Source organism: Pseudomonas oligotrophica (assembly GCF_021726475.1).
Lineage (GTDB): Bacteria > Pseudomonadota > Gammaproteobacteria > Pseudomonadales > Pseudomonadaceae > Stutzerimonas > Stutzerimonas oligotrophica.
This window is the reverse complement of sequence record NZ_JAKJRU010000006.1, coordinates 235997-256555: the sequence shown is the minus strand read 5'-3', so window position 1 is coordinate 256555 and position 20559 is coordinate 235997. Positions and strand designations below refer to the sequence as shown.

Sequence of the window (20559 nt, the reverse complement as noted above, 5' to 3'; positions counted from 1 at the left end):
CATTGCCGGGCATAAGCCCGGCTGATGGTGACAGACAACCCGAGGAGCAGACTCTAGAGTCAGGTCGAGTCCCGGCTGGCGTGTGGCCGGCACCTATAACAACAACGAGACCGACGACATGCAGCCTCCGACCCAAGCCGCGAACGCCTGGCGCGTCCTGTTCCTGCTGTTTCTCGCCAACCTGTTCAACTTCTTCGATCGCACCATCCCGGCGATCATCACCGAGCCGATCCGCCTGGAGTGGAACCTCAACGACCTCCAGCTCGGGCTGATCGGCACCGCGTTCACCATCGTCTACGCCATCGCCGGCGTGCCCCTGGGGCGCATGGCCGACAGCGGTTCGCGGCGCAGGATCATGGGCTGGGGCCTTACGGTGTGGAGCGGGCTGACGGCGGTCAACGGGCTGGCCTGGAATTTCTGGAGCTTTCTTCTAGTCCGCATGGGCATCGGCGTCGGCGAGGCCAGCTACGCGCCGGCGGCCAACTCGCTGATCGGCGACCTGTTCCCGGCGCACAAGCGCGCCCGCGCCATGGGCATCTTCATGCTCGGGCTGCCGCTGGGGCTGCTGCTGGCCTTCTTCACCATCGGCTCGATGGTCGAGGCGTTCGGCAGCTGGCGCGCGCCGTTCTTTATCGCCGCCGTGCCCGGGCTGGTACTGGCGCTGTTCCTGTTCTTCATCCGCGAGCCCGAGCGCGGCGCGGCGGAAAGCGTCAAGGTAGCGCAGACGCCGGTGGAGAACCCGCTGCGCAAGGTGCTGGCGATCCGCACCTTCTGGTGGCTGGTGCTCGCCGGGCTGGCGTTCAACTTCGCGACCTACGCCTGCAACGCCTTCATGGTGCCGCTTTTGATGCGCTACTTCGGCGCGCCGCTGGTGCAGGCCTCGGTGGCCACCGGGGTGATCGTCGGGCTCACCGGGCTGGTCGGGCTGACCTTCGGCGGCTGGATTGCCGATCGCATCCATAGCCGTTTCGCCCGCGGCGGCCGGTTGCTGTTCGCCGCGGCGAGCATGGTGGTCGCGACCCTGGCCACCGGCTATGCGCTGATGGCCGGGCGTGTCGAGCTCGGCGTCTTCGTCGCGGTGTTCAGCGTCGGTTGGCTGTTCTCCTACAACTTCTATACCTGCGTCTACACGGCGATCCAGGACGTGGTCGAGCCGCGCCTGCGGGCCACCGCCATGGCGCTGTTCTTCGCCGGGCTGTACCTGCTCGGCGGCGGCATGGGCACGGTGGTGGTGGGGCTGCTGTCCGATCACTTCGCCGAGGCGGCGATGCTGGCGGCCGGTGCTGGCCAGATGAGCGAGGCGTTCCGCGCCATCGGCCTGCACGATGCGATGTACCTGATCCCGGCCACGCTGCTGCTGACCATGGTCTTCCTGTTCATGGCTTCGCGCAGCTTCAGCCGCGATGCCGCCCGGATGACCGCCGGCATGGCGGAGCGAAACGCCGAAGCCACCGGCCAGGCCGTGCCCGCCTGAGAGGCGGGGCGGGCGGCCACCGCTGCCGTCCGCCGGGTGGGCATGCTTCGGCCTGCAACGGCGGCGGGCCTCGCGTACACTGCGCGGCCCTTTCGATCCGGACCCGTTCATGCAGCCAGCAGTACCCGCCCGCGCCTGCGGCATCGACTTCGGCACCTCCAATTCCACCGTCGGCTGGTGGCGCCCCGGCCAGGACCCGCTGATCGCCCTCGAAGGCGACGAACCGACCCTGCCTTCGGTGGTGTTCTTCAACCTCGAGGAACGCCGCCCGGTCTATGGCCGCCAGGCGCTGGCCGAATACCTCGAAGGCTACGAAGGCCGGCTGATGCGCTCGCTCAAGAGCCTGCTGGGCTCCAGGCTGCTCAAGAGCGAGACCACCGTGCTGGGCAGCGCCATGCCGTTCCGCGACATCCTCGGGCTGTTCCTCGGCACGCTGAAGACGCGCGCCGAGGCCGCCGCCGGGCGCTCGTTCGAGCAGGTGGTGCTGGGCCGCCCGGTGTTCTTCGTCGACGACGACCCGCAGGCCGACCGCGAGGCGACCGAGATGCTCGAGGCTGCCGCCCGCAAGCTCGGCTTTCGCGACATCTCCTTCCAGTACGAGCCCATCGCCGCGGCCTTCGACTACGAGTCGCGCATCGAGCGCGAGGAACGCGTGCTGATCGTCGACATCGGCGGCGGTACCTCCGACTTCTCGCTGGTGCGCCTGTCGCCCGCGCGCCGCGCGCTGGCCGAGCGCCAGGCCGACATCCTCGCCACCGGCGGCGTGCACATCGGCGGCACCGACTTCGACAAGCAGCTCAGCCTGGCCGGGGTGATGCCGCTGTTCGGCTACGGCAGCCGGATGAAGAGCGACGCGCCGATGCCCACCAGCACGCACCTCAACCTCGCCACCTGGCACACCATCAACGCGGTCTATGCCCCGGCTTCGCAGCGTGCGCTGCAGAGCATGCGCTACGACATCCTCGACCCCACCGGCATCGACCGGCTGTTCAGCCTGATCGAGCAGCGCGCCGGCCACTGGCTGGCGATGCAGGTCGAGCAGGGCAAGATCGCGCTGACCGAGGCCGAGCGGCATGTCATCGACTTTGCCCGCATCGAGCCGCAGCTCCAGGCCGAGCTCAGCCGCGGGGGCTTCGATACGGCGATCGAACCCTTGCTCGAGCGCATCGGTCGCAGTATCGACGAGTTGCTGCTGGCCGCCGGCCTTGGGCGGGACGAGGTCGACACGGTGTTTTTCACCGGCGGCTCGAGTGCGGTGCCGGCGCTGCGGCGTTGCGTCGCGAAACGCTTGCCCGAGGCCCGCCATGTCGAAGGCAACCGCTTCGGCAGCATCGGCGCGGGTTTGGCCATCGAGGCGCACAAGCGCTACGGTTAAGCGGCCGGGTCGCCCGGCTGTCTGATTCACCTTCACTCGGGAGGAGTTCAACGCCATGGCCTACCGCATCAACCCCAGACGCAAGGCGTCGCGCCAGGTCCGCAAGGCGGCGCTCGATCGCATCAGCGGTGCCCTGCAGGCGCTGGCGCTGCCGGCCGAGCGACGCGCCGAGGGCGTGCACCAGGCACGCAAGCGCTTCAAGGAGCTGCGTGCACTGCTGCGCCTGGTGCGCGAGCCGCTGGGCCGGCAGTTCGCCCGCGACAACATCGGCATCCGCGACCTGGCGCGGACCCTGGCCGAGTCACGCGACGCGGCGGCGATGCTGGAAAGCTGGGATGCGCTGGCCGAGGGCCACCGCGCAGTCTTCATCACCGAGCCGTTCCGCCAGGTGCGCCGCCGGCTCGAGGCCCGCGCGCAGCCTGCGCCGGGGCAGGCGGACGCCTGGGAGCAGCACCTGGAGCAGGTGCGCACGCAGCTGCAGGCGCTGGCCGGCGAGGTCGAGCGCTGGCCGCTGGAGGGCAAGGGCTTCGCCTTGCTCCAGGCCGGCCTTGAGCGCACCTATCGCGACGGCCGCCGCGACCTGGCGCTGGCGCGGCGCGAGCCGAGCGACGAGCGCCTGCACGAGTGGCGCAAGCGGGTGAAGGACCAGTGGTATCACAGCCAGCTGCTGACGCCCCTGTGGCCAGACGCCTTCGAATTTCGCAGCGATCAGCTCAAGCGCCTGTCCGATGCGCTGGGCGACGACCATGACCTGGCGATGATGTTGGCGCTGTTGCAGGCCGAGCCCGAGCTGTTCGGCTCGGCGGCGACCCGCGAGCGCCTGCAGCGGCTGATCGACAAGCGCCGCGCCACGCTGCAGGCCGAAGCCTTCGCCCTCGGTGCGCGGCTCTATGCGGAAAAGCCTGGCGCGCTGGTCGCGCGCTGGCGGTGCTACTGGCGGATCGCGCGGGCCGGGTAGGTCGGACTCAGCCGGCGACCAGCACGCGAATGGCCTCCAGGCGCAGGGCGGCCTTCTCCAGCATCGCCATGCCGTCCTCGCGCTGGCGGCGCAGGGCCTCGATCTCGCTGTCGCGCACGCTCGGGTTGACCGCCTGCAGGGCGACCAGGCGCGCCAGCTCCTCGTCCAGCTCGGCGGCCAGGCGCTGCTGGGCCTCGGCAACGCGGGCGGCGTGGCGCGGCGCAACCTTGGCCTCGGCGGCGGTGATCTGCGCCGCCAGCTGGTCGCGCTGGGCCTGGACGAACTTGTTGGCGCTCGAGCGCGGCACGCTTTCCAGCTGGTCATTGAGCGTGTCGAAGGCGACCTTGGCCGCCAGGTCGTTGCCGTTGGCATCGAGCAGGCAGCGCAGCGCCATCGGCGGCAGGAAGCGCGACAGCTGCAGCACGCGCGGCGCCACCACCTCGCTGACGTAGAGCAGTTCGAGCAGCACGGTGCCGGGCTTGAGCGCCTTGTTCTTGATCAGCGCCACGGCGGTATTGCCCATCGAGCCGGCCAGCACCAGGTCCATGCCGCCGCGCACCATCGGGTGCTCCCAGGTGAGGAACTGCATGTCCTCGCGCGCCAGCGCCTGCTGGCGGTCGTAGGTGATGGTCACCGCCTCGTCGTCGCCCAGCGGGAAGCTGGCGTCGAGCATCTTCTCGCTCGGGCGCAGCACCAGGGCGTTCTCGGAATGGTCCTCGCTGTCGATGCCAAAGGCGTCGAAGAGCTTTTCCATATAGATGGGCAGGGCGAACTGGTCGTCCTGCTCGGCGATGGCCTCGACCAGCGCGGCACCCTTGTCGCCACCGGCCGAGTTCAGCTCCAGCAGGCGGTCGCGGCCCTTGTGCAGCTCGCCCTCGAGGCGCTCGCGCTCGCGGCATGCGGCCTCGACCAGGGCGTCGAAGGCCTCGTCGTCGTTGGCTTCCAGCTGGTCGAGCAGCTGCGTGCCGAACTGGTGCTGCAGGGCGTTGCCGGTCGGGCAGGTGGCGAGGAAGGCGTTGAGCGCCTGGTGGTACCAGCGGAACAGGCGTTCCTGCGGGCTGGTTTCCAGGTAAGGCACGTGCAGCTGGATGGTGTGCTTCTGGCCGATCCGGTCGAGGCGGCCGATGCGCTGTTCGAGCAGGTCCGGGTGGGCCGGCAGGTCGAACAGCACCAGGTGATGGGCGAACTGGAAGTTGCGGCCCTCCGAGCCGATCTCCGAGCAGATCAGCACCTGCGCGCCGAACTCCTCGTCGGCGAAGTAGGCCGCCGCGCGATCGCGCTCGAGGATGCTCATGCCCTCGTGGAATACCGTCGCCGGGATGCCGGAGCGCACGCGCAGGGCGTCCTCCAGGTCCAGCGCGGTCTCGGCGTGGGCGCAGATCACCAGCACCTTGTACTTCTTCAGCATCTTCAGGGTGTCGATCAGCCATTCCACGCGCGGGTCGAACTGCCACCAGCGGCCCTGCTCGTCGGCCGGCTCCTGCTGGCTCTGGAAGGCGACCTCCGGGTACAGCTCGGCGTGCTCGCCGACCGGCAGCTCGAGGTATTCGACCGGACAGGGCAGCGGGTAGGGATGCAGCTGGCGCTCGGGGAAGCCCTTGACCGCGGCGCGGGTGTTGCGGAACAGCAGGCGGCCGGTGCCGTGGCGGTCGAGCAGCTCGCGCACCAGCCGGTTGCTGGCCTCGATGTCGCCGTCGGTGACCGCGGCGAGCAGCGCTTCGCCTTCGCTGCCGAGGAATTCGTGGATGGTCTGGTGCGAGGTCATCGACAGCCGGCCCTCGTCGAGCAGCTCCTGCACCGCCTCGGCCACCGGCTGGTACTTGCCGCTCTCGGCGCGGAATGCCTCCAGGTCGTGGAAGCGGTTGGGGTCGAGCAGGCGCAGGCGCGCGAAGTGGCTGTCCAGGCCCAGCTGTTCGGGAGTCGCGGTGAGCAGCAGCACACCGGGGATCACCTCGGCCAGCTGCTCGACCAGGCGGTACTCGGCGCTCGCGCCTTCCGGATGCCAGACCAGGTGATGCGCCTCGTCGACCACCAGCAGGTCCCAGCCGGCGGCGAAGGCGGCATCCTGGGCGCGCTCGTCGTCCTTCAGCCATTCCAGCGAGACCAGCGCCAGCTGGGCGTCCTCGAAGGGGTTGCTGGCATCGCTCTCGATGAAACGCTCGGCGTCGAACAGCGCGACGTCGAGGTTGAAACGTCGGCGCATCTCCACCAGCCACTGGTGCTGGAGGTTTTCCGGCACCAGGATCAGCACCCGGCTGGCGCGGCCGGAGAGCAGCTGGCGATGGATGATCAGGCCGGCCTCGATGGTCTTGCCCAGGCCCACTTCGTCGGCCAGCAGCACCCGCGGGGCGATGCGGTCGGCGACTTCGCGGGCGATGTGCAGCTGGTGGGCGATGGGTTGCGCGCGGGCGCCGCCCAGGCCCCACAGCGAGGACTGCAGCTGGGCGCTCTGGTGCTGCAGGGTGTGGTAGCGCAGGGAGAACCAGGCCAGCGGGTCGATCTGGCCGGCGAACAGGCGGTCGCTGGCCAGGCGGAACTGGATGAAGTTCGACAGCTGGGTTTCCGGCAGGGTGCGGGCTTCGTTGTGCGCGGTCAGGCCGTGGTAGACCAGCAGGCCGTCGACGTCGTCGACCTCGCGTACGGTCATCTTCCAGCCTTCGAAGTGGGTGATCTCGTCGCCGGGGGCGAAGCGCACGCGCGTCAGCGGGGCGCTGCGCACGGCGTACTGGCGGGTTTCGCCGGTGGCCGGGTAGAGCACGGTGAGCATGCGTCCATCCTGCGTGAGGATGGTGCCGAGACCCAGTTCCGCTTCGCTGTCGCTGATCCAGCGTTGTCCCGGTAGATACTGCTGCGCCATGCTGCCTCCCGCTGTCGAAAAAAGCCGGCTATGGTAGCGGAACACCGCGGCGAGAGCGACGCCGATGCCGCCGTTAGCGCTCAGTGTAGCGGGGCCTCAGGCGTCGCTGCGCCAGCGGCGACAGATACGAGGGATACCGACGATGCTGCCACCCATTCCGACCGGTGTGATTCCGGTGACCGCCCAGCAGGACGCGGTCAAGCCGCGCCCGGACGTGGCACCGGTGACGCCGGTGCAGGCTTCGGCGCAGGAAAGTGCGGTGAGCCTGGAGCGCCGCCATCCGCAGGATGCCCAGCTGCGCCTGCGCGAGGAGCAGCGCCAGCGCCAGCGCGACGGCAGGCCGCAGGCCGGGGCGGAGGATGCCGATGCCGCCGAGCCCGCGGCAGACGCCGACGAGCTGCCGCGCCAGGGCCGCTGGATCGACGTCGAAGTCTGATGCCGGCCGAACGGATCGAACTGGCCGACGCCGAGCTGCTCTACCTGCGCCACTGGTGCAGTGCCGAGCTTGCCGATCGCTGGCTGCGCGAGCTGATCGACACGCTGCCCTGGACGCAGCCGCAGATCCGCCTGTTCGGCCGCGCCGTCAGCGTGCCGCGGCAGGTCGCCTGGTTCGGCGATCCCGAGGCGCACTACCGCTATTCCGGGCTGGACAACCGGCCGCTGCCCTGGACGCCGTTGCTGGGCGCGATCCGCCAGCGCCTCGAGGCCGAGTTCGGCCGGCGGTTCAACGGCGTGCTGGTCAACCACTATCGCGACGGCCAGGATGCCATGGGCTGGCACAGCGACGACGAGCCCGAGCTGGGCGCCGATCCGCTGGTGGCCTCGCTGAGCCTCGGCGCGACGCGGCGCTTCGACCTGCGCCGCAAGGGGCAGACGCGCATGGCGCACTCGCTGGCGCTGGAGCACGGTTCGCTGCTGGTCATGGGCGGGCTGACCCAGCATCATTGGCAGCACCGGATCGCGCGGACCAGCCGGGTGCACGAGCCGCGGGTCAACCTGACCTTTCGCCAGATCATCACGAGCCGTACAGATGAATAAAGACGACGACAACCTGATCGACTTCGGTGCCGAGCGCAGCCGGCGCATTCACGATCTCAACGATCGCCGCCTGGACGATATGCGCAAGGCGTTCGAGCAGGCCCTGCCGCTGGGCAACGGCCGCAAGAAGGCGAAGAAAAAGCCGAAGAAGCGCTGAACCGCCATCGCCCGCCCCCCGGCGACCCTCGCCGCGCCTCGAACACCCCGCTTTTCTTGATCCAGATCAGCCGCCCGAGCAGCTTTCCGTCGGCCTTCCGCTGCCATTGACCGGGGTCAATTTTGCCCGGGCGTTGCAGGTTTAACTTGAGCCCATCGGACATCGCAACGGATTCGGAGGACGGTCTCATGTTCGTCGATAGCGTAGTACTCGCAGGGGTGGTAACGGTCGGCCTGATGGTCGCTTTCCTGGGCGGTGTCGCTTTGTTCATCTGGCGGGATTCGAAAAAGAAGCGCAGCTGATCCCGCTGTACCGAGCACGCAAGGCATTTGGGCGACCTCAGGTCGCCTTTTTTTTTGCCCGTCTTTTCTTGTCTTCGCCGGTTGGGCGCGGTGCCGGGGCTTCGCCGCGGACATTCCCGCGACGAGCGCGCCCCAGGTCGGCCTGTCAGCCGAAGCTGATCGGCGGCAGTTCCTTGAGCTCCACCGTCTCCTGCTTGCGCGGGGCCAGCACCTCGGCTTCGCCGTCCACCACGATCTCCTCGTTCTGGTTGTAGACCTGGGTGGCGACGCGCACGCGGTTCTTCGGCAGCTTCTCGAGAATCTCCAGGCGCACCACCAGGGTGTCGCCGAGCTTCACCGGGCGGGTGAACTTCATGGTCTGGCCCAGGTAGATGGTGCCCGGGCCGGGCAGGGTGCAGGCGACCGCCGCGCTGATCAGCGCACCGCTGAACATGCCGTGGGCGATGCGCTCGCGAAACAGCGTGCCGGCAGCGTAGTCGGCATCCAGGTGCACCGGGTTGCGATCGCCGGACATCGCGGCGAACAGCTGGATGTCGCGTTCGTCCACGGTCTTCTCGTAGCTGGCCTTCTGGCCGACTTCCAGCGCGGAATAGGGAGTGTTGCTGATGCTGGTCATGGGAGCTCCATGCAGGTGGGGTGAGCGGCGCTGCGTCAGCGTCGGGCGTTTCGCGGCCGTGCGGGGCGAAGCGCGCATTCTAGTGCCGAGCGGCCGAGTTGTCCTGACCGGGTGGTCACGCCTGGGTGACCGGGGATTCACGGGAGTGATGCGGGCCCGTCCCGGTTGCGCCGGCAAGCCGAACTGCTAAGTTCGAGCGATCCCCACGCGGGTCGGACCCACTCAGGTAAAGAGGCCAATAACAATGCAACCTGATTTCTGGAACGACAAACGCCCGGCGGGCGTGCCCAACGAGATCGACATGGGCGGCTACCGCTCGGTGGTCGAGGTGTTCGAGCGTGCCTGCCGGGCCCATGCCGATCGCCCGGCATTCAGCAACCTGGGGGTGACCCTCAGCTATGCCGACCTGGAGCGCCACTCGGCGGCCTTCGCGGCCTGGTTGCAGAGCCATACCGACCTGCGCCCCGGCGACCGCATCGCAGTGCAGATGCCCAACCTGCTGCAGTACCCGATCGCGGTGTTCGGCGCGCTGCGTGCGGGGCTGATCGTGGTCAACACCAATCCGCTGTACACCGCGCGGGAGATGCGTCACCAGTTCCGCGACGCCGGCGCCCGTGCGTTGGTGTACCTGAACACCTTCGGCAAGCAGGTGCAGGAGGTGCTCGCCGATACCGAGATCGAATACCTGATCGAGGCGCGCATCGGCGACCTGCTGCCCGCGCTCAAGGGGCTGCTGGCCGACACTGCGGTCAAGCACCTGAAGAAGATGGTGCCGGACTACCACCTGCCGCAGGCCGTCCCGTTCAAGCGCCTGCTGCGCGAGGGCAGCGGCGCCAGCCTGCGCCCGGTGCCGCTCGGGCTGGAGGACATCGCGGTGCTGCAGTACACCGGCGGCACCACCGGCGTGGCCAAGGGCGCGATGCTCAGCCATGGCAACCTCGTAGCCAACATGCAGCAGGTCAGGGCCAACATGCAGCAGCTCGACGAGCAGGGCCATCCGGTGATCCGCGAGGGCCAGGAGGTGATGATCGCGCCGCTGCCGCTGTACCACATCTATGCGTTCACGGTGAATTGCATGTGCATGATGGTCACCGGCAACCACAACGTGCTGATCACCAACCCGCGCGACATCGACGCCTTCGTCAAGGAACTGCAGCGCTGGCAGTTCTCCGGCTTCCTCGGGCTGAATACCCTGTTCGTCGCGCTGATGGGCCACCCCGAGTTCGACCGGATCGACTTCTCCCGACTCAAGGGCACCAATTCCGGCGGCACCGCCCTGATGTCGGCGGTGGCCGAGCGCTGGAAGAGCCTGACCGGCTGCACCGTGATGGAGGGCTACGGGCTGACCGAAACCTCGCCCGTGGTCTGCGCCAACCCGCACGGTGACAAGTCGCGGCTGGGCACGGTCGGCCTGCCGGTGCCGGGTACCCGGCTGAAGGTCGTCGACGAGGCCGGCAACGCGCTGCCACCGGGCGAGCGTGGCGAGCTCTGCGTCAAGGGCCCGCAGGTGATGGTCGGCTACTGGCAGCGCCCCGAGGCCACCGCCGAGGTGCTCGACGAAGAGGGCTGGCTGCGCACCGGCGACATCGCGGTGATCGACGAAGACGGCTTCGTGCGCATCGTCGATCGCAAGAAGGACCTGATCATCGTCTCCGGCTTCAACGTCTACCCCAACGAGATCGAGGACGTGGTCATGGCGCACCCGAAGATCGCCGCCTGCGCCGCGGTGGGCGTGCCCGACGAGAAGTCCGGCGAGGCGGTCAAGCTGTTCGTGGTGCCGCGCCAGCCCGACCTCAGCCAGGCCGAGCTGGAGGCCTACTGCCGCGAGAACTTCACCGGCTACAAGGTGCCGCGTCACTACGTGTTCCGCGACTCCCTGCCGATGACGCCGGTGGGCAAGATCCTGCGCCGCGAGCTGCGCGATCTCGCCTGACTTCCCGGAGCGTGGCAGGATCATGACCGTGAGCATGATAACGGTCATTTTATGCCTGCATGGGCTTTGAATGCTCTATTCGGGCTGTTTCAAAGCTGCTAACCTCGGGCGGCTTTGTGCTGCTATCTGCGGCACAAAAGTTTACAAATCACAACAAAACAGCTGCCATTGAGTGCAGTGACAAAGCTGTCGCTTAGGAGTGGGGTTCATGACCGATAACTTCTGGAAGGATAAGTACCCTGTCGGGGTCGCAAGCGAAATCGATCCTGACGCGTACCCGAACATCCAGGCGGTGCTCAAGCAGTCGTGCGAACGATTCGCCGACAAGCCGGCCTTCAGCAACCTCGGCAGGACCCTCACCTACGGCGAGCTGTACCGGCTCTCCGGCGAGTTCGCCGCCTACCTGCAGCAGCTCCCCGGCCTCGAGCCGGGCGATCGCATCGCCGTGCAGCTGCCCAATGTGCTGCAGTACCCGGTGGTGGTGTTCGCCGCCATGCGCGCCGGGCTCATCGTGGTCAACACCAACCCGCTGTACACCGCGCGGGAGATGGAACACCAGTTCAACGATTCGGGCGCCAAGGCGCTGGTGTGCCTGGCCAACATGGCGCACCTGGCCGAGGAGGTGCTGCCGCGCACCGGCATCCGCCACGTGATCGTCACCGAGGTCGGCGACATGCTGCCGCCGCTCAAGCGCCTGCTGGTCAACACCGTGGTCAGGCACGTCAAGAAGATGGTCCCGGCCTACAACCTGCCCAAGGCGATCAAGTTCACCGATGCCCTGGCCAGCGGCCGCGGCAAGGCGCTGCGCGAAGCCAATCCGCAGGGCAACGATGTCGCCGTGCTGCAGTACACCGGCGGTACCACCGGCGTGGCCAAGGGCGCCATGCTCACTCACCGCAACATCGTTGCCAACATGTTGCAGAACCGCGCGCTGATGGGTGACGAGCTGCAGGAAGGCTGCGAGGTGATGGTCGCGCCGCTGCCGCTCTACCACATCTATGCCTTCACCTTTCACTGCATGGCGATGATGCTGATCGGCGCGCACAACGTGCTGATCACCAACCCGCGCGACCTGCCGGCGATGATCAAGGACCTCGGCAAGTACCGCTTCAGCGGCTTCGTCGGCCTCAACACCCTGTTCGTCGCGCTGTGCAACAACGATGCGTTCCGCGCGCTGGACTTCTCCGCGCTGAAGTTCACGGTTTCCGGCGGCATGGCGCTGCAGCTGGCCACCGCCGAGCGCTGGAAGGCGGTGACCGGCTGCGACATCGCCGAGGGTTTCGGCATGACCGAGACCAGCCCGGTGGTGTCGGTCAACCCGATCAAGCACATCAAGCTCGGCACCATCGGCATCCCGCTGCCGTCCACCGAATGCAAGGTGATCGACGACGAGGGCAACGACCTGCCCATGGGCTCGATCGGCGAGCTCTGCGTGCGCGGCCCGCAGGTGATGAAGGGCTACTGGCAGCGCCCCGACGCCACCGCCGAGATCCTCAGCGCCGATGGCTGGCTGAAGACCGGCGACATCGGCGTGATCCAGGAAGACGGCTACATGCGCATCGTCGACCGCAAGAAGGACATGATCCTGGTCTCGGGCTTCAACGTGTACCCGAACGAACTCGAGGACGTGCTGGCGACCTTGCCGGGCGTGCTGCAGTGCGCCGCCATCGGCGTGCCGGACGAGAAATCCGGCGAGGCGATCAAGCTGTTCGTGGTGGTCAAGCCGGGCGATAGCCTGACCAGGGAGCAGGTCATGCAGCACATGCACGACAACCTGACCGGCTACAAGCGCCCGCGCTACGTCGAGTTCCGCGACAGCCTGCCGACCACCAACGTCGGCAAGATCCTGCGCCGCGAACTGCGCGACGAAGAGCTGAAGAAGCTCGGCGCGAAGTAAACCGCCCCCGGCAGCCAGAGCCCCGTCCCGTGCGGGGCTCTTTGCATCCGGCGTGGGGCATTCGGCTGGCCTCGGCTGTGGTGCAGCGGATTTTTCTGATCACGGTTAAGAAAACCGTGCCGTTGGTCGACAACTTCTAGCGACATTCCACGCCACGCCCGCTCCGGGCGGGCTGGCTGCCATGTGCCTCTAGGGATCGACGACATGCTCATGAAAATGCCCCTTCGCGTGAAACTCCTGCTGCTGGCCCTCGGGCCGATCCTCCTGCTCACCGTGCTGCTCAGCGGCATCGCGGTGCTGCGCCTGCAGCACCTGGCCGAAGAGCAGGAAGTGCAGACTCGCGACAGCCTGATCCGCGACCGCCAGGCCGAGCTCAAGCACTACGTGGACATCGGCTACAACGCGGTCAAGGCGCTCTACGAGGCGTCCGCCGCGCTGGACATGGACGCCCGCGCCGAGGCCGTCGCCGTGCTGCAGGAGTTGAACTACGGCAAGGAGGGCTACTTCTGGGGCTATGACAGCAAGGCGGTGCGGGTCTTCCAGGGCAACACCGGCGATCGCATCGGCCAGAGCTTCTACGACTACCAGGACCCCCAGGGCCGCTACGCGATCCGCGAGCTGGTCAAGGCCGGGATCGACGGCAGCCACTACGTGCACTACAGCTTCGTGCTCGGCGCCGACAAGGTGGTGGTGCCCAAGGTCGGCTACTCGCTGCACCTGCCCAAGTGGGACATGGTGATGGGCACGGCGCTCAATCTCGACGGCGTCGAGCGCGACGTGCAGGCCGCCCGTGCCGAATTCCAGGCGCGCATCGACGCGCTGGTGGCGATCATGCTCGGCTCGGCGGTCGCCCTCCTGGTGGTGATCGGCCTGCTGGCGCTGCTGATGAGCAACGCGCTGCTGCGTCCGCTGCTGCTGATCAAGCGCAACCTCGACGACATGGCCCAGGGCGATGGCGACCTGACCCAGCGCCTGCCGATCACCAGCGAGGACGAGCTCGGCGAACTGGCGCGCTCGTTCAACCGCTTCGTCGAGAAGATCCACCTGCTGGTGCAGCAGGTGGCCGGCACCAGTGCCCAGATCGGCGGGCTGGTCGGCGCGGTGGCCAGCCAGGCGCAGCGCTCGGAGCAGGCCATGTCCGGCCAGCGCAGCGAGACCGACCAGGTGGCGACGGCGATCAACGAGATGTCCGCCGCCGCCCAGGAAGTGGCGCAAAGTGCCCAGCGCGCCGCCGAGGCGGCCCGCGAGACCGATCACCAGGGCCAGGCGGCCAAGCAGGTGGTCGACCAGAGCATCCGCCAGATCCACGAGCTGGTCGGCGAGCTGCGCGGCAGCGGCGAGTCGCTCGAAGGGCTGCAGCAGGACGTCAAGGGCATTGTCGGCGTGCTCGACGTGATCCGCGCGATCGCCGAGCAAACCAACCTGCTGGCGCTCAATGCCGCCATCGAGGCGGCGCGTGCCGGCGAGGCCGGACGCGGTTTCGCCGTGGTCGCCGACGAGGTGCGGGCGCTGGCCAGCCGCACCCAGCAGAGCACCGGCGAGATTCAGGGCATGATCGACCGCCTGCAGAACGCCACCGCCAACACCGTGGCGACCATGCTGCGTGCCGGCGAGAAGGGCGAGAGCACCCAGCAGCAGGCCAACCAGGCCGGCGAATCGCTGGATGCCATCGCCGCGCTGATCGGTACCATCAACTCGATGAACGCGCAGATCGCCAGCGCCGCCGAGGAGCAGACCGCGGTGGCCGAGGAGATCAACCGCAGCGTGCACCACATCGCCGATGCGGTCGACGGCGTGGCCAGCGACGCGGCCCAGGGTGCACAGACCGCACGCGACCTGAACGGCCTCACCGAGCGCCTGCAGGGGCTGGTCGGCCAGTTCCGCGTGTGACGCGACGCGGCGGGCGCAAGGCCCGCCGCATTGCCTGGCCATCCGGTCAGGAAAAGCCAGGTTCCCCCGATCCGACCAACGGTAATACCGGCCGGCGCCTCGCCAGAACGCAACGGCGGGCGCCCCGGTCTAGCTCTCCATGGCCGCTCCCTGGCTGTCCGCGGGGAATGGTGGTGTATGCCTGTGCGGCCTACCCATCAACTTGTCTAGGACAGTTACCGATGCACAACAAAAACAATGTCGTTCGGATAGTTGTTTCCCTCGCCCTGGCGGTTTCGGCCGCCACCGCAATGGCCGCGCCGCCGGTGCAGGCCGAGCGCTTCCAGGATTACTGGAGCCCCGGCAAGCTGGACCGTGCGCTGTGCCGCTCGCCGGTGCTGGTCGGCACGCCGGTCGGCCTGCCGCGCTGCATGGAGGCCGATAACGTGCTCTCGCGCCTGGAGGCGCTGCAGAACATCGCCACGCTCAACGGCGGCAACCGTGCCTCCGGCCAGCCGGGCTACCAGGCTTCGGTGGACTACGTGCGCGCCGAACTGGAACGCGCCGGCTACCAGGTGCAGATCCAGCCGTTCCCCTTCCTCGCCTTCTACCCGTCCGGCCCCGGCACCCTGGCCCAGGTCGCGCCGCAGCAGGCGCAGTACGTCTGGGAGGAAGACTTCACCTACCTCGAGCAGACCGACGCCGGCAGCGTGAGCGCACCGGTGGTCGCGGTGGACGTCGCCCTCGGTGCAGGCAACACCTCCACCAGCGGCTGCGAGGCGGAGGACTTCACCGGCTTTCCCGCCGGCGCCATCGCACTCATCCAGCGCGGAACCTGTACCTTCGGCCAGAAGGCGACCAACGCCGCCAACGCCGGCGCCGCGGGGGTGATCATCTTCAACCAGGGCGACAGCGAGGATCGCACCGGGCTGATGAACGCCACCCTCGGCGAGGACTACGCCGGTGGCATCCCGGTGCTGTTCGCCACCTACGAGCTCGGCGCGACCTGGGCGCAGACCGCGGGGCTGGAGATGAGCATGAGCACCGACGTGGTGCGCGAGCGCACCGAGACCTACAACGTCATCGCCGAGACCGCGCGCGGTAACCCGGACAACGTGGTGATGGTCGGCGCGCACCTGGACTCGGTGTTCGAAGGCCCGGGCATCAACGACAACGGCTCGGGCAGCGCCGCGCTGCTGGAGATGGCCGTGCTGATGGGCAAGGCGCATCCGCAGAACAAGGTGCGCTTCGCCTGGTGGGGGGCGGAGGAGTCCGGCCTGGTCGGCTCGACCTACTACGTCGACCAGCTGTCCGACGACGAGCGCGGGCGGATCAAGGCCTATCTCAACGCCGACATGGTGGGCTCGCCGAACTACGTGAACTTCGTCTATGACGGCGACGGCTCGGAGTTCGGCCTGCAGGGCCCGCCCGGCTCGGCGGCCATCGAGCGCCTGCTGCGGGCCTACTTCGACCTGCGCAACCAGCCCTCGGAAGGTACCGAGATCGACTTCCGCTCGGACTACGCGCAGTTCTTCGAGGTCGGCATTCCGTTCGGCGGCCTGTTCACCGGCGCCGAGGACATCAAGACGCCGGAGCAGGCGCAGCTGTACGGCGGCGCGGCCGGGCAGCCGTATGACGCCTGCTACCACAGCGAATGCGATGACCTCGGCAACATCTCCCGCGAGGCGCTGGAGTTGCACGGCGATGCCCTGGCCTTCGCCACCAGCTGGCTGTCGCTGTCGACCAAGGCGATCGACGACGAGATCGCCGCGGCGGCCGAGCAGAGCATCGGCACGATGCGCATCCAGCAGGTGCAGGAGAAGTCGCGCTGGGGTCACTGGATCCGCTAGCGCATGACGCCGCGCCGGTTCGCCGGCGCGGCTTCGCCCATCCGCGAAACCTGCGGTCAGCCAGGCAATCTGCGACAATCGCGCCCTTCACAGATTGCCCATGGCTGTCCATGACCGACGCAACGCCCGCCTTCGACACCCTGCACAAGAACCTCGACCAGGCCTTCAGCGCCGACCGCCACCGCCTGCGCCGGCAACTGCACGAGCTGAGGAAAAGGCCGGACGAGGGCAAGCTCGCCGACTGGCTCGAGCGCTTCCAAGCCTCCGCCGCCAAGGTCGAGACGCGCCGGCAGAGCGTGCCGCGCATTCGCTACGACGACAGCCTGCCGATCGCGGCCAAGCGCGACGAGATCAAGGCCGCGCTGCAGAAGCACCAGGTGCTCGTGATCGCTGGCGAGACCGGCTCGGGCAAGACCACCCAGCTGCCGAAGATCTGTCTGGAGATCGGCCGGGGCGTACACGGGCTGATCGGCCATACCCAGCCGCGGCGCCTGGCCGCGCGCAGCGTCGCCAGCCGCGTCGCCGAGGAGCTCGGCGCGCCGCTGGGCGAGCTGGTGGGCTATCAGGTGCGCTTCGAGGACCAGAGTACCGAGCGCACGCTGATCAAGCTGATGACCGACGGCATCCTGCTGGCCGAAACCCAGCACGATCGCTTTCTGGAGAAGTACGACACGATCATCGTCGACGAGGCCCATGAGCGTTCGCTGAACATCGACTTCCTGCTCGGCTTTCTCAAGACGCTGTTGCCCCGCCGGCCCGAGCTGAAGCTGATCATCACCTCGGCGACCATCGATCTGGAGCGCTTTTCGAAGCACTTCAATGATGCACCGATCATCGAAGTGTCCGGGCGCACCTACCCGGTGGAAACCTGGTATCGCCCGTTGGCGGCCGAGACCGACGAGGACGGCAACCGCATCGAGGACGACCTCACCGTCGACCAGGGCATCCTCGCCGCGCTGGACGAGATTGCCGCCCACGAGCGCAGCGTTGGGCAGCGTCCCGGCGACGTGCTGGTGTTTCTCCCTGGCGAGCGGGAAATCCGCGACGCCGCCGAGGTGTTGCGCAAGGCCAATCTGAAGTTCACCGAGGTGCTGCCGCTGTATGCGCGGCTGACGCCGGCCGAGCAGCAGAAAATCTTCCAGCCGCGCCCGGGGCGCAAGATCGTGCTGGCCACCAACGTCGCCGAGACCTCGCTGACCGTGCCGGGCATCCGCTACGTGATCGATTCCGGCACCGCCCGCATCAGCCGCTACAGCTACCGCGCCAAGGTCCAGCGCCTGCCGATCGAGGCGGTGTCCCAGGCCAGCGCCAACCAGCGCAAGGGCCGCTGCGGGCGGGTCGAGCCGGGCATCTGCATCCGTCTGTACAGCGAGGAGGATTTCCTCGGTCGGCCGGCATTCACCGATCCGGAGATCCTGCGCACCAACCTCGCCGCGGTGATCCTGCAGATGCTGCATCTGCGCCTGGGCGACATCCAGGATTTCCCCTTTATCGAGCCGCCGGATGGCAAGGCCATCAGCGACGGTTTCAACCTCCTGCAGGAGCTTTCGGCGGTCAACCGCGAGAACCAGCTGACGCCGTTGGGCCGCCAGCTGGCGCGCCTGCCGATCGACCCGCGCCTGGGCCGCATGCTGCTCGAGGCCGCGCAACAGGGCAGCCTGGCCGAGGTGCTGATCGTGGCCAGCGCGCTGTCGGTGCAGGACGTGCGCGAGCGCCCGGCCGACCGCCAGCAGGCCGCCGACCAGGCCCATGCGCAATGGAAGGACCCGGACTCGGACTTCGCCGCGCTGATCAACCTCTGGCGCGGTTTCGAGGAACAACGCCAGGCGCTGGGCTCCAACGCGCTGCGCAGTTGGTGCCGGAAGAACTTCCTCAACTACCTGCGCCTGCGCGAGTGGCGCGACGCGCATCGCCAGCTGACGCTGATCGTGCGCGAACTCAAGCTCGGCGTCGCCGCGGACCCTCGCGGTCAAGACCGCTCCCACAAGGGCGGCGATAGCCGTGGGAGCGGTCTTGACCGCGAAAGGAACGCCACTCGTAGGGTGGAAGACGGCGCAGCCTCTTCCACGCGTTCGGCCGAGGCCGCCTCCCAACCCGCACCGACCAAGGACAACAAGGTCAACGCCATCCTCCGCCAGCAGGTCGAAGCCAGCGAGGCCGCGCAGAAGGCCAAGAGCTATGCCGCGGTGCACAAGGCCATCCTCGCCGGCCTGCTCAGCCAGATCGGCAACAAGACCGAGGAGGGCGACTTCCTCGGTGCCCGCCAGCGGCGCTTCTGGGTGCACCCGTCGAGCGTGATCGGGCGCAAGAAGCCCAACTGGCTGATGGCCGCGGAACTCGTGGAAACCACCAAGCTGTTCGCGCGCATGGTCGCCAAGATCGAACCGGACTGGATCGAGCCGCTGGCCGGCCACCTGGTCAAGAAGAACCACTTCGAGCCGCACTGGGAGAAGAAGCGCGGCCAGGTGGTGGCCTACGAGCAGGTGACGCTCTATGGCCTGATCGTGGTTGGACGCCGCCCGGTGCACTACGGGCCCATCGACCCGCCGGCGGCGCGCGAGCTGCTCATCCGCGAAGGGCTGGTGCGCGGCGAGATCAACAGCCGGGCCCGCGCGCTCAGCGCCAACCGCGAGCTGCTCGAGCGCATGGACGAGCTGGAGGCCAAGGCGCGGCGCCGCGACATCCTCGCCGACGAGGAAACCCTGTTCGGTTACTACGATGCGCGCCTGCCGGCGGACATCTACCAGACCGCCAGCTTCGAGAACTGGTACAAGCGCGAAAGTGCGAAGAACCCGCAGCTGCTGATCATGCGTGAGGAAGACGTGCTCGCCCGCGAGGCCAGCGAGGTCACCGCGGCGCAGTACCCGGATTACCTGCGCATCGGCGAGCTGCAGTTGCCGCTGGAATACCACTTCGAACCCAACCACCCGCGCGACGGCGTAACCCTGCGCGTGCCGGCGCCGCTGTTGCCGCAACTGCGGCGCGAACGGCTCGACTGGCTGGTGCCAGGGCTGATCGAGGCCAAGGCGATCGCGCTGGTGCGTGGCCTGCCGAAGGCGATCCGCAAGAACTTCGTGCCGGTGCCGGACTTCGTCGGCGCGGCGCTGGGCAAGATCAGCTTCGGCGAAGGCGCCTTGCCCGAGGCGCTGGGCCGCGAGCTCACCCGCATGACCGGCGCCCGTGTGCCGGACGAGGCCTGGGCCGAGGCCGCCGCCGGGCTGGAAAACCACCTGAAGATGAACATCGAGGTGGTCGATGCGCGCGGCAAGTTCCTCGGCGAAGGCCGCGACCTGGCGGAACTCACCGCGCGCTTCGCCGAGGCCAGCCAGGCCGCCCTGGCGCCGCCGCAGCAAAAGGCCGAACAGAAGCCGGTCGAGGCCAAGGGTTTTGCCCAGGTCGCGGAAAAGGCCCAGGCAAAGATGGCCGGCTTGTCGATGACCGTCTACCCGGCGCTGGTGGAAGAGGCTGGGGTGGTCAAGGAAGGGCGCTTCCCGACCCAGGCCGAGGCCGAGTGGCAGCACCGTCGCGCCCTGCAGCGCCTGTTGCTGCAGCAGCTGGCGGAGCCGGCCAAGTACCTGCGCAACAGGCTGCCGGGTCTTACCGAGCTCGGCCTGCTCTACCGTGACATGGGCAAGGTCGATGCGCTGGTCGAGGACATCCTGCTGGCGAGTCTCGACAGCTGCATTCTCGATGGCGAGGCCGCGCTGCCGCGTGACGGAGCGGCGCTGGCGTCACTGGCCGAGCGCAAGCGTGGCGACTGGGCCGCGCATGCCGAGCGCCTGGCGCGGCTGGTGCTGGAGATCCTCAAGCACTGGCACGGCCTGCAGAAGCGCTTCAAGGGCAAGATCGATCTGGCCCAGGCGGTGGCGCTCAACGACATCAAGGCGCAGCTCGCCAACCTGGTCTATCCGCGCTTCGTCCGCGAGACACCGGCCGAGTGGCTGAAGGAGTACCCGCGCTATCTGAAGGCCATCAAGCAGCGCTTCGAGAAGATCGGCGCGCAGCTGCAGCGTGATCGCGTCTGGTCCGGCGAGCTGGCCGGCTATTGGGAGCAGTACCAGGCGCGGCTGAACAAGCACCAGCAGGAAGGCAAGCGCGACCCCGAGCTGGCCCTGTATCGCTGGATGCTCGAGGAATATCGCGTCTCGCTCTGGGCACAGCAGCTGGGCACGAAGATGGCGGTATCCGACAAGCGCCTGAACAAGCAGTGGAGCCAGGTCGCGCCCTGAGCTG

14 protein-coding genes and 1 pseudogene are annotated in these 20559 nt (G+C 68.1%); 13 read left to right on the top strand and 2 right to left on the bottom strand.

The window, feature by feature from the left end:
* Positions 1–118: 118 nt before the first annotated feature.
* From L3N39_RS14475 to L3N39_RS14465, 3 genes are all read left to right on the top strand, one after another.
* The gene (locus L3N39_RS14475) at positions 119–1474 is read left to right on the top strand and encodes a spinster family MFS transporter (RefSeq protein ID WP_237258155.1); all 1356 of its coding nucleotides are present in this window, start codon (positions 119–121) and stop codon (positions 1472–1474) included.
* Positions 1475–1583: 109 nt separating this feature from the next.
* On the top strand, positions 1584–2849 hold the full coding sequence (locus L3N39_RS14470) for an Hsp70 family protein (protein WP_237258154.1): 1266 nt from the start codon (positions 1584–1586) through the stop codon (positions 2847–2849).
* Between the two features lie 55 nt (positions 2850–2904).
* Positions 2905–3807: a CHAD domain-containing protein gene (locus tag L3N39_RS14465; protein WP_237258153.1), complete on the top strand. Its 903-nt coding sequence runs from the start codon at positions 2905–2907 to the stop codon at positions 3805–3807.
* Between the two features lie 7 nt (positions 3808–3814).
* On the opposite strand, the gene rapA is transcribed toward L3N39_RS14465, so the two are convergent.
* Positions 3815–6664 (bottom strand): RNA polymerase-associated protein RapA, encoded by a 2850-nt coding sequence (rapA, locus tag L3N39_RS14460; RefSeq protein ID WP_237258152.1) that lies wholly within the window; start codon positions 6662–6664, stop codon positions 3815–3817.
* A 142-nt stretch (positions 6665–6806) separates the two neighbouring features.
* Here rapA and L3N39_RS14455 point away from each other — a divergent pair, with 142 nt between their 5' ends.
* The 4 genes from L3N39_RS14455 (at position 6807) to ccoM (ending at position 8161) form a co-directional block, all read left to right on the top strand.
* Positions 6807–7100 (top strand): aspartate-semialdehyde dehydrogenase, encoded by a 294-nt coding sequence (locus L3N39_RS14455; protein WP_237258151.1) that lies wholly within the window; start codon positions 6807–6809, stop codon positions 7098–7100.
* A complete protein-coding gene (locus L3N39_RS14450; protein WP_237258150.1) occupies positions 7100–7702 on the top strand; it encodes an alpha-ketoglutarate-dependent dioxygenase AlkB family protein in 603 nt (200 codons plus the stop codon). Before L3N39_RS14455 ends, L3N39_RS14450 begins: the two co-directional genes overlap by 1 nt.
* Positions 7695–7859, top strand: coding sequence for a hypothetical protein (locus L3N39_RS14445; RefSeq protein ID WP_237258149.1), 165 nt, complete (start codon positions 7695–7697; stop codon positions 7857–7859). The genes L3N39_RS14450 and L3N39_RS14445 overlap by 8 nt, the downstream gene beginning before the upstream one ends.
* A 188-nt stretch (positions 7860–8047) precedes the next feature.
* Positions 8048–8161, top strand: a complete 114-nt coding sequence (ccoM, locus tag L3N39_RS18915; protein WP_284691949.1) for a cytochrome c oxidase subunit CcoM — start codon at positions 8048–8050, stop codon at positions 8159–8161.
* A 145-nt stretch (positions 8162–8306) separates the two neighbouring features.
* Here ccoM and L3N39_RS14440 read toward each other — a convergent pair whose 3' ends face one another.
* Positions 8307–8777, bottom strand: a complete 471-nt coding sequence (locus tag L3N39_RS14440; RefSeq protein WP_237258148.1) for a MaoC family dehydratase — start codon at positions 8775–8777, stop codon at positions 8307–8309.
* Positions 8778–9021: 244 nt separating this feature from the next.
* Here L3N39_RS14440 and fadD2 point away from each other — a divergent pair, with 244 nt between their 5' ends.
* From fadD2 to hrpA, 6 genes and pseudogenes are all read left to right on the top strand, one after another.
* A complete protein-coding gene (fadD2, locus tag L3N39_RS14435; RefSeq protein WP_237258147.1) occupies positions 9022–10710 on the top strand; it encodes a long-chain-fatty-acid--CoA ligase FadD2 in 1689 nt (562 codons plus the stop codon).
* A gap of 208 nt (positions 10711–10918) precedes the next feature.
* Entirely contained in the window at positions 10919–12607 is a 1689-nt protein-coding gene (fadD1, locus tag L3N39_RS14430) for a long-chain-fatty-acid--CoA ligase FadD1 (RefSeq protein WP_237258146.1), read from the top strand.
* Positions 12608–12811: 204 nt separating this feature from the next.
* A pseudogene (locus L3N39_RS19040) lies at positions 12812–13639 on the top strand (cache domain-containing protein); the annotation flags it as partial.
* A gap of 102 nt (positions 13640–13741) precedes the next feature.
* Positions 13742–14497, top strand: a complete 756-nt coding sequence (locus L3N39_RS19035; protein ID WP_431978033.1) for a methyl-accepting chemotaxis protein — start codon at positions 13742–13744, stop codon at positions 14495–14497.
* A gap of 221 nt (positions 14498–14718) precedes the next feature.
* Positions 14719–16326 carry a M28 family metallopeptidase gene (locus tag L3N39_RS14420; RefSeq protein ID WP_237258144.1) on the top strand — a complete coding sequence of 536 codons (1608 nt, stop codon included), beginning with the start codon at positions 14719–14721 and terminating at the stop codon, positions 16324–16326.
* A 110-nt stretch (positions 16327–16436) separates the two neighbouring features.
* A complete protein-coding gene (gene hrpA, locus L3N39_RS14415) occupies positions 16437–20555 on the top strand; it encodes an ATP-dependent RNA helicase HrpA (RefSeq protein WP_237258143.1) in 4119 nt (1372 codons plus the stop codon).
* The last annotated feature ends 4 nt before the right edge of the window (positions 20556–20559 follow it).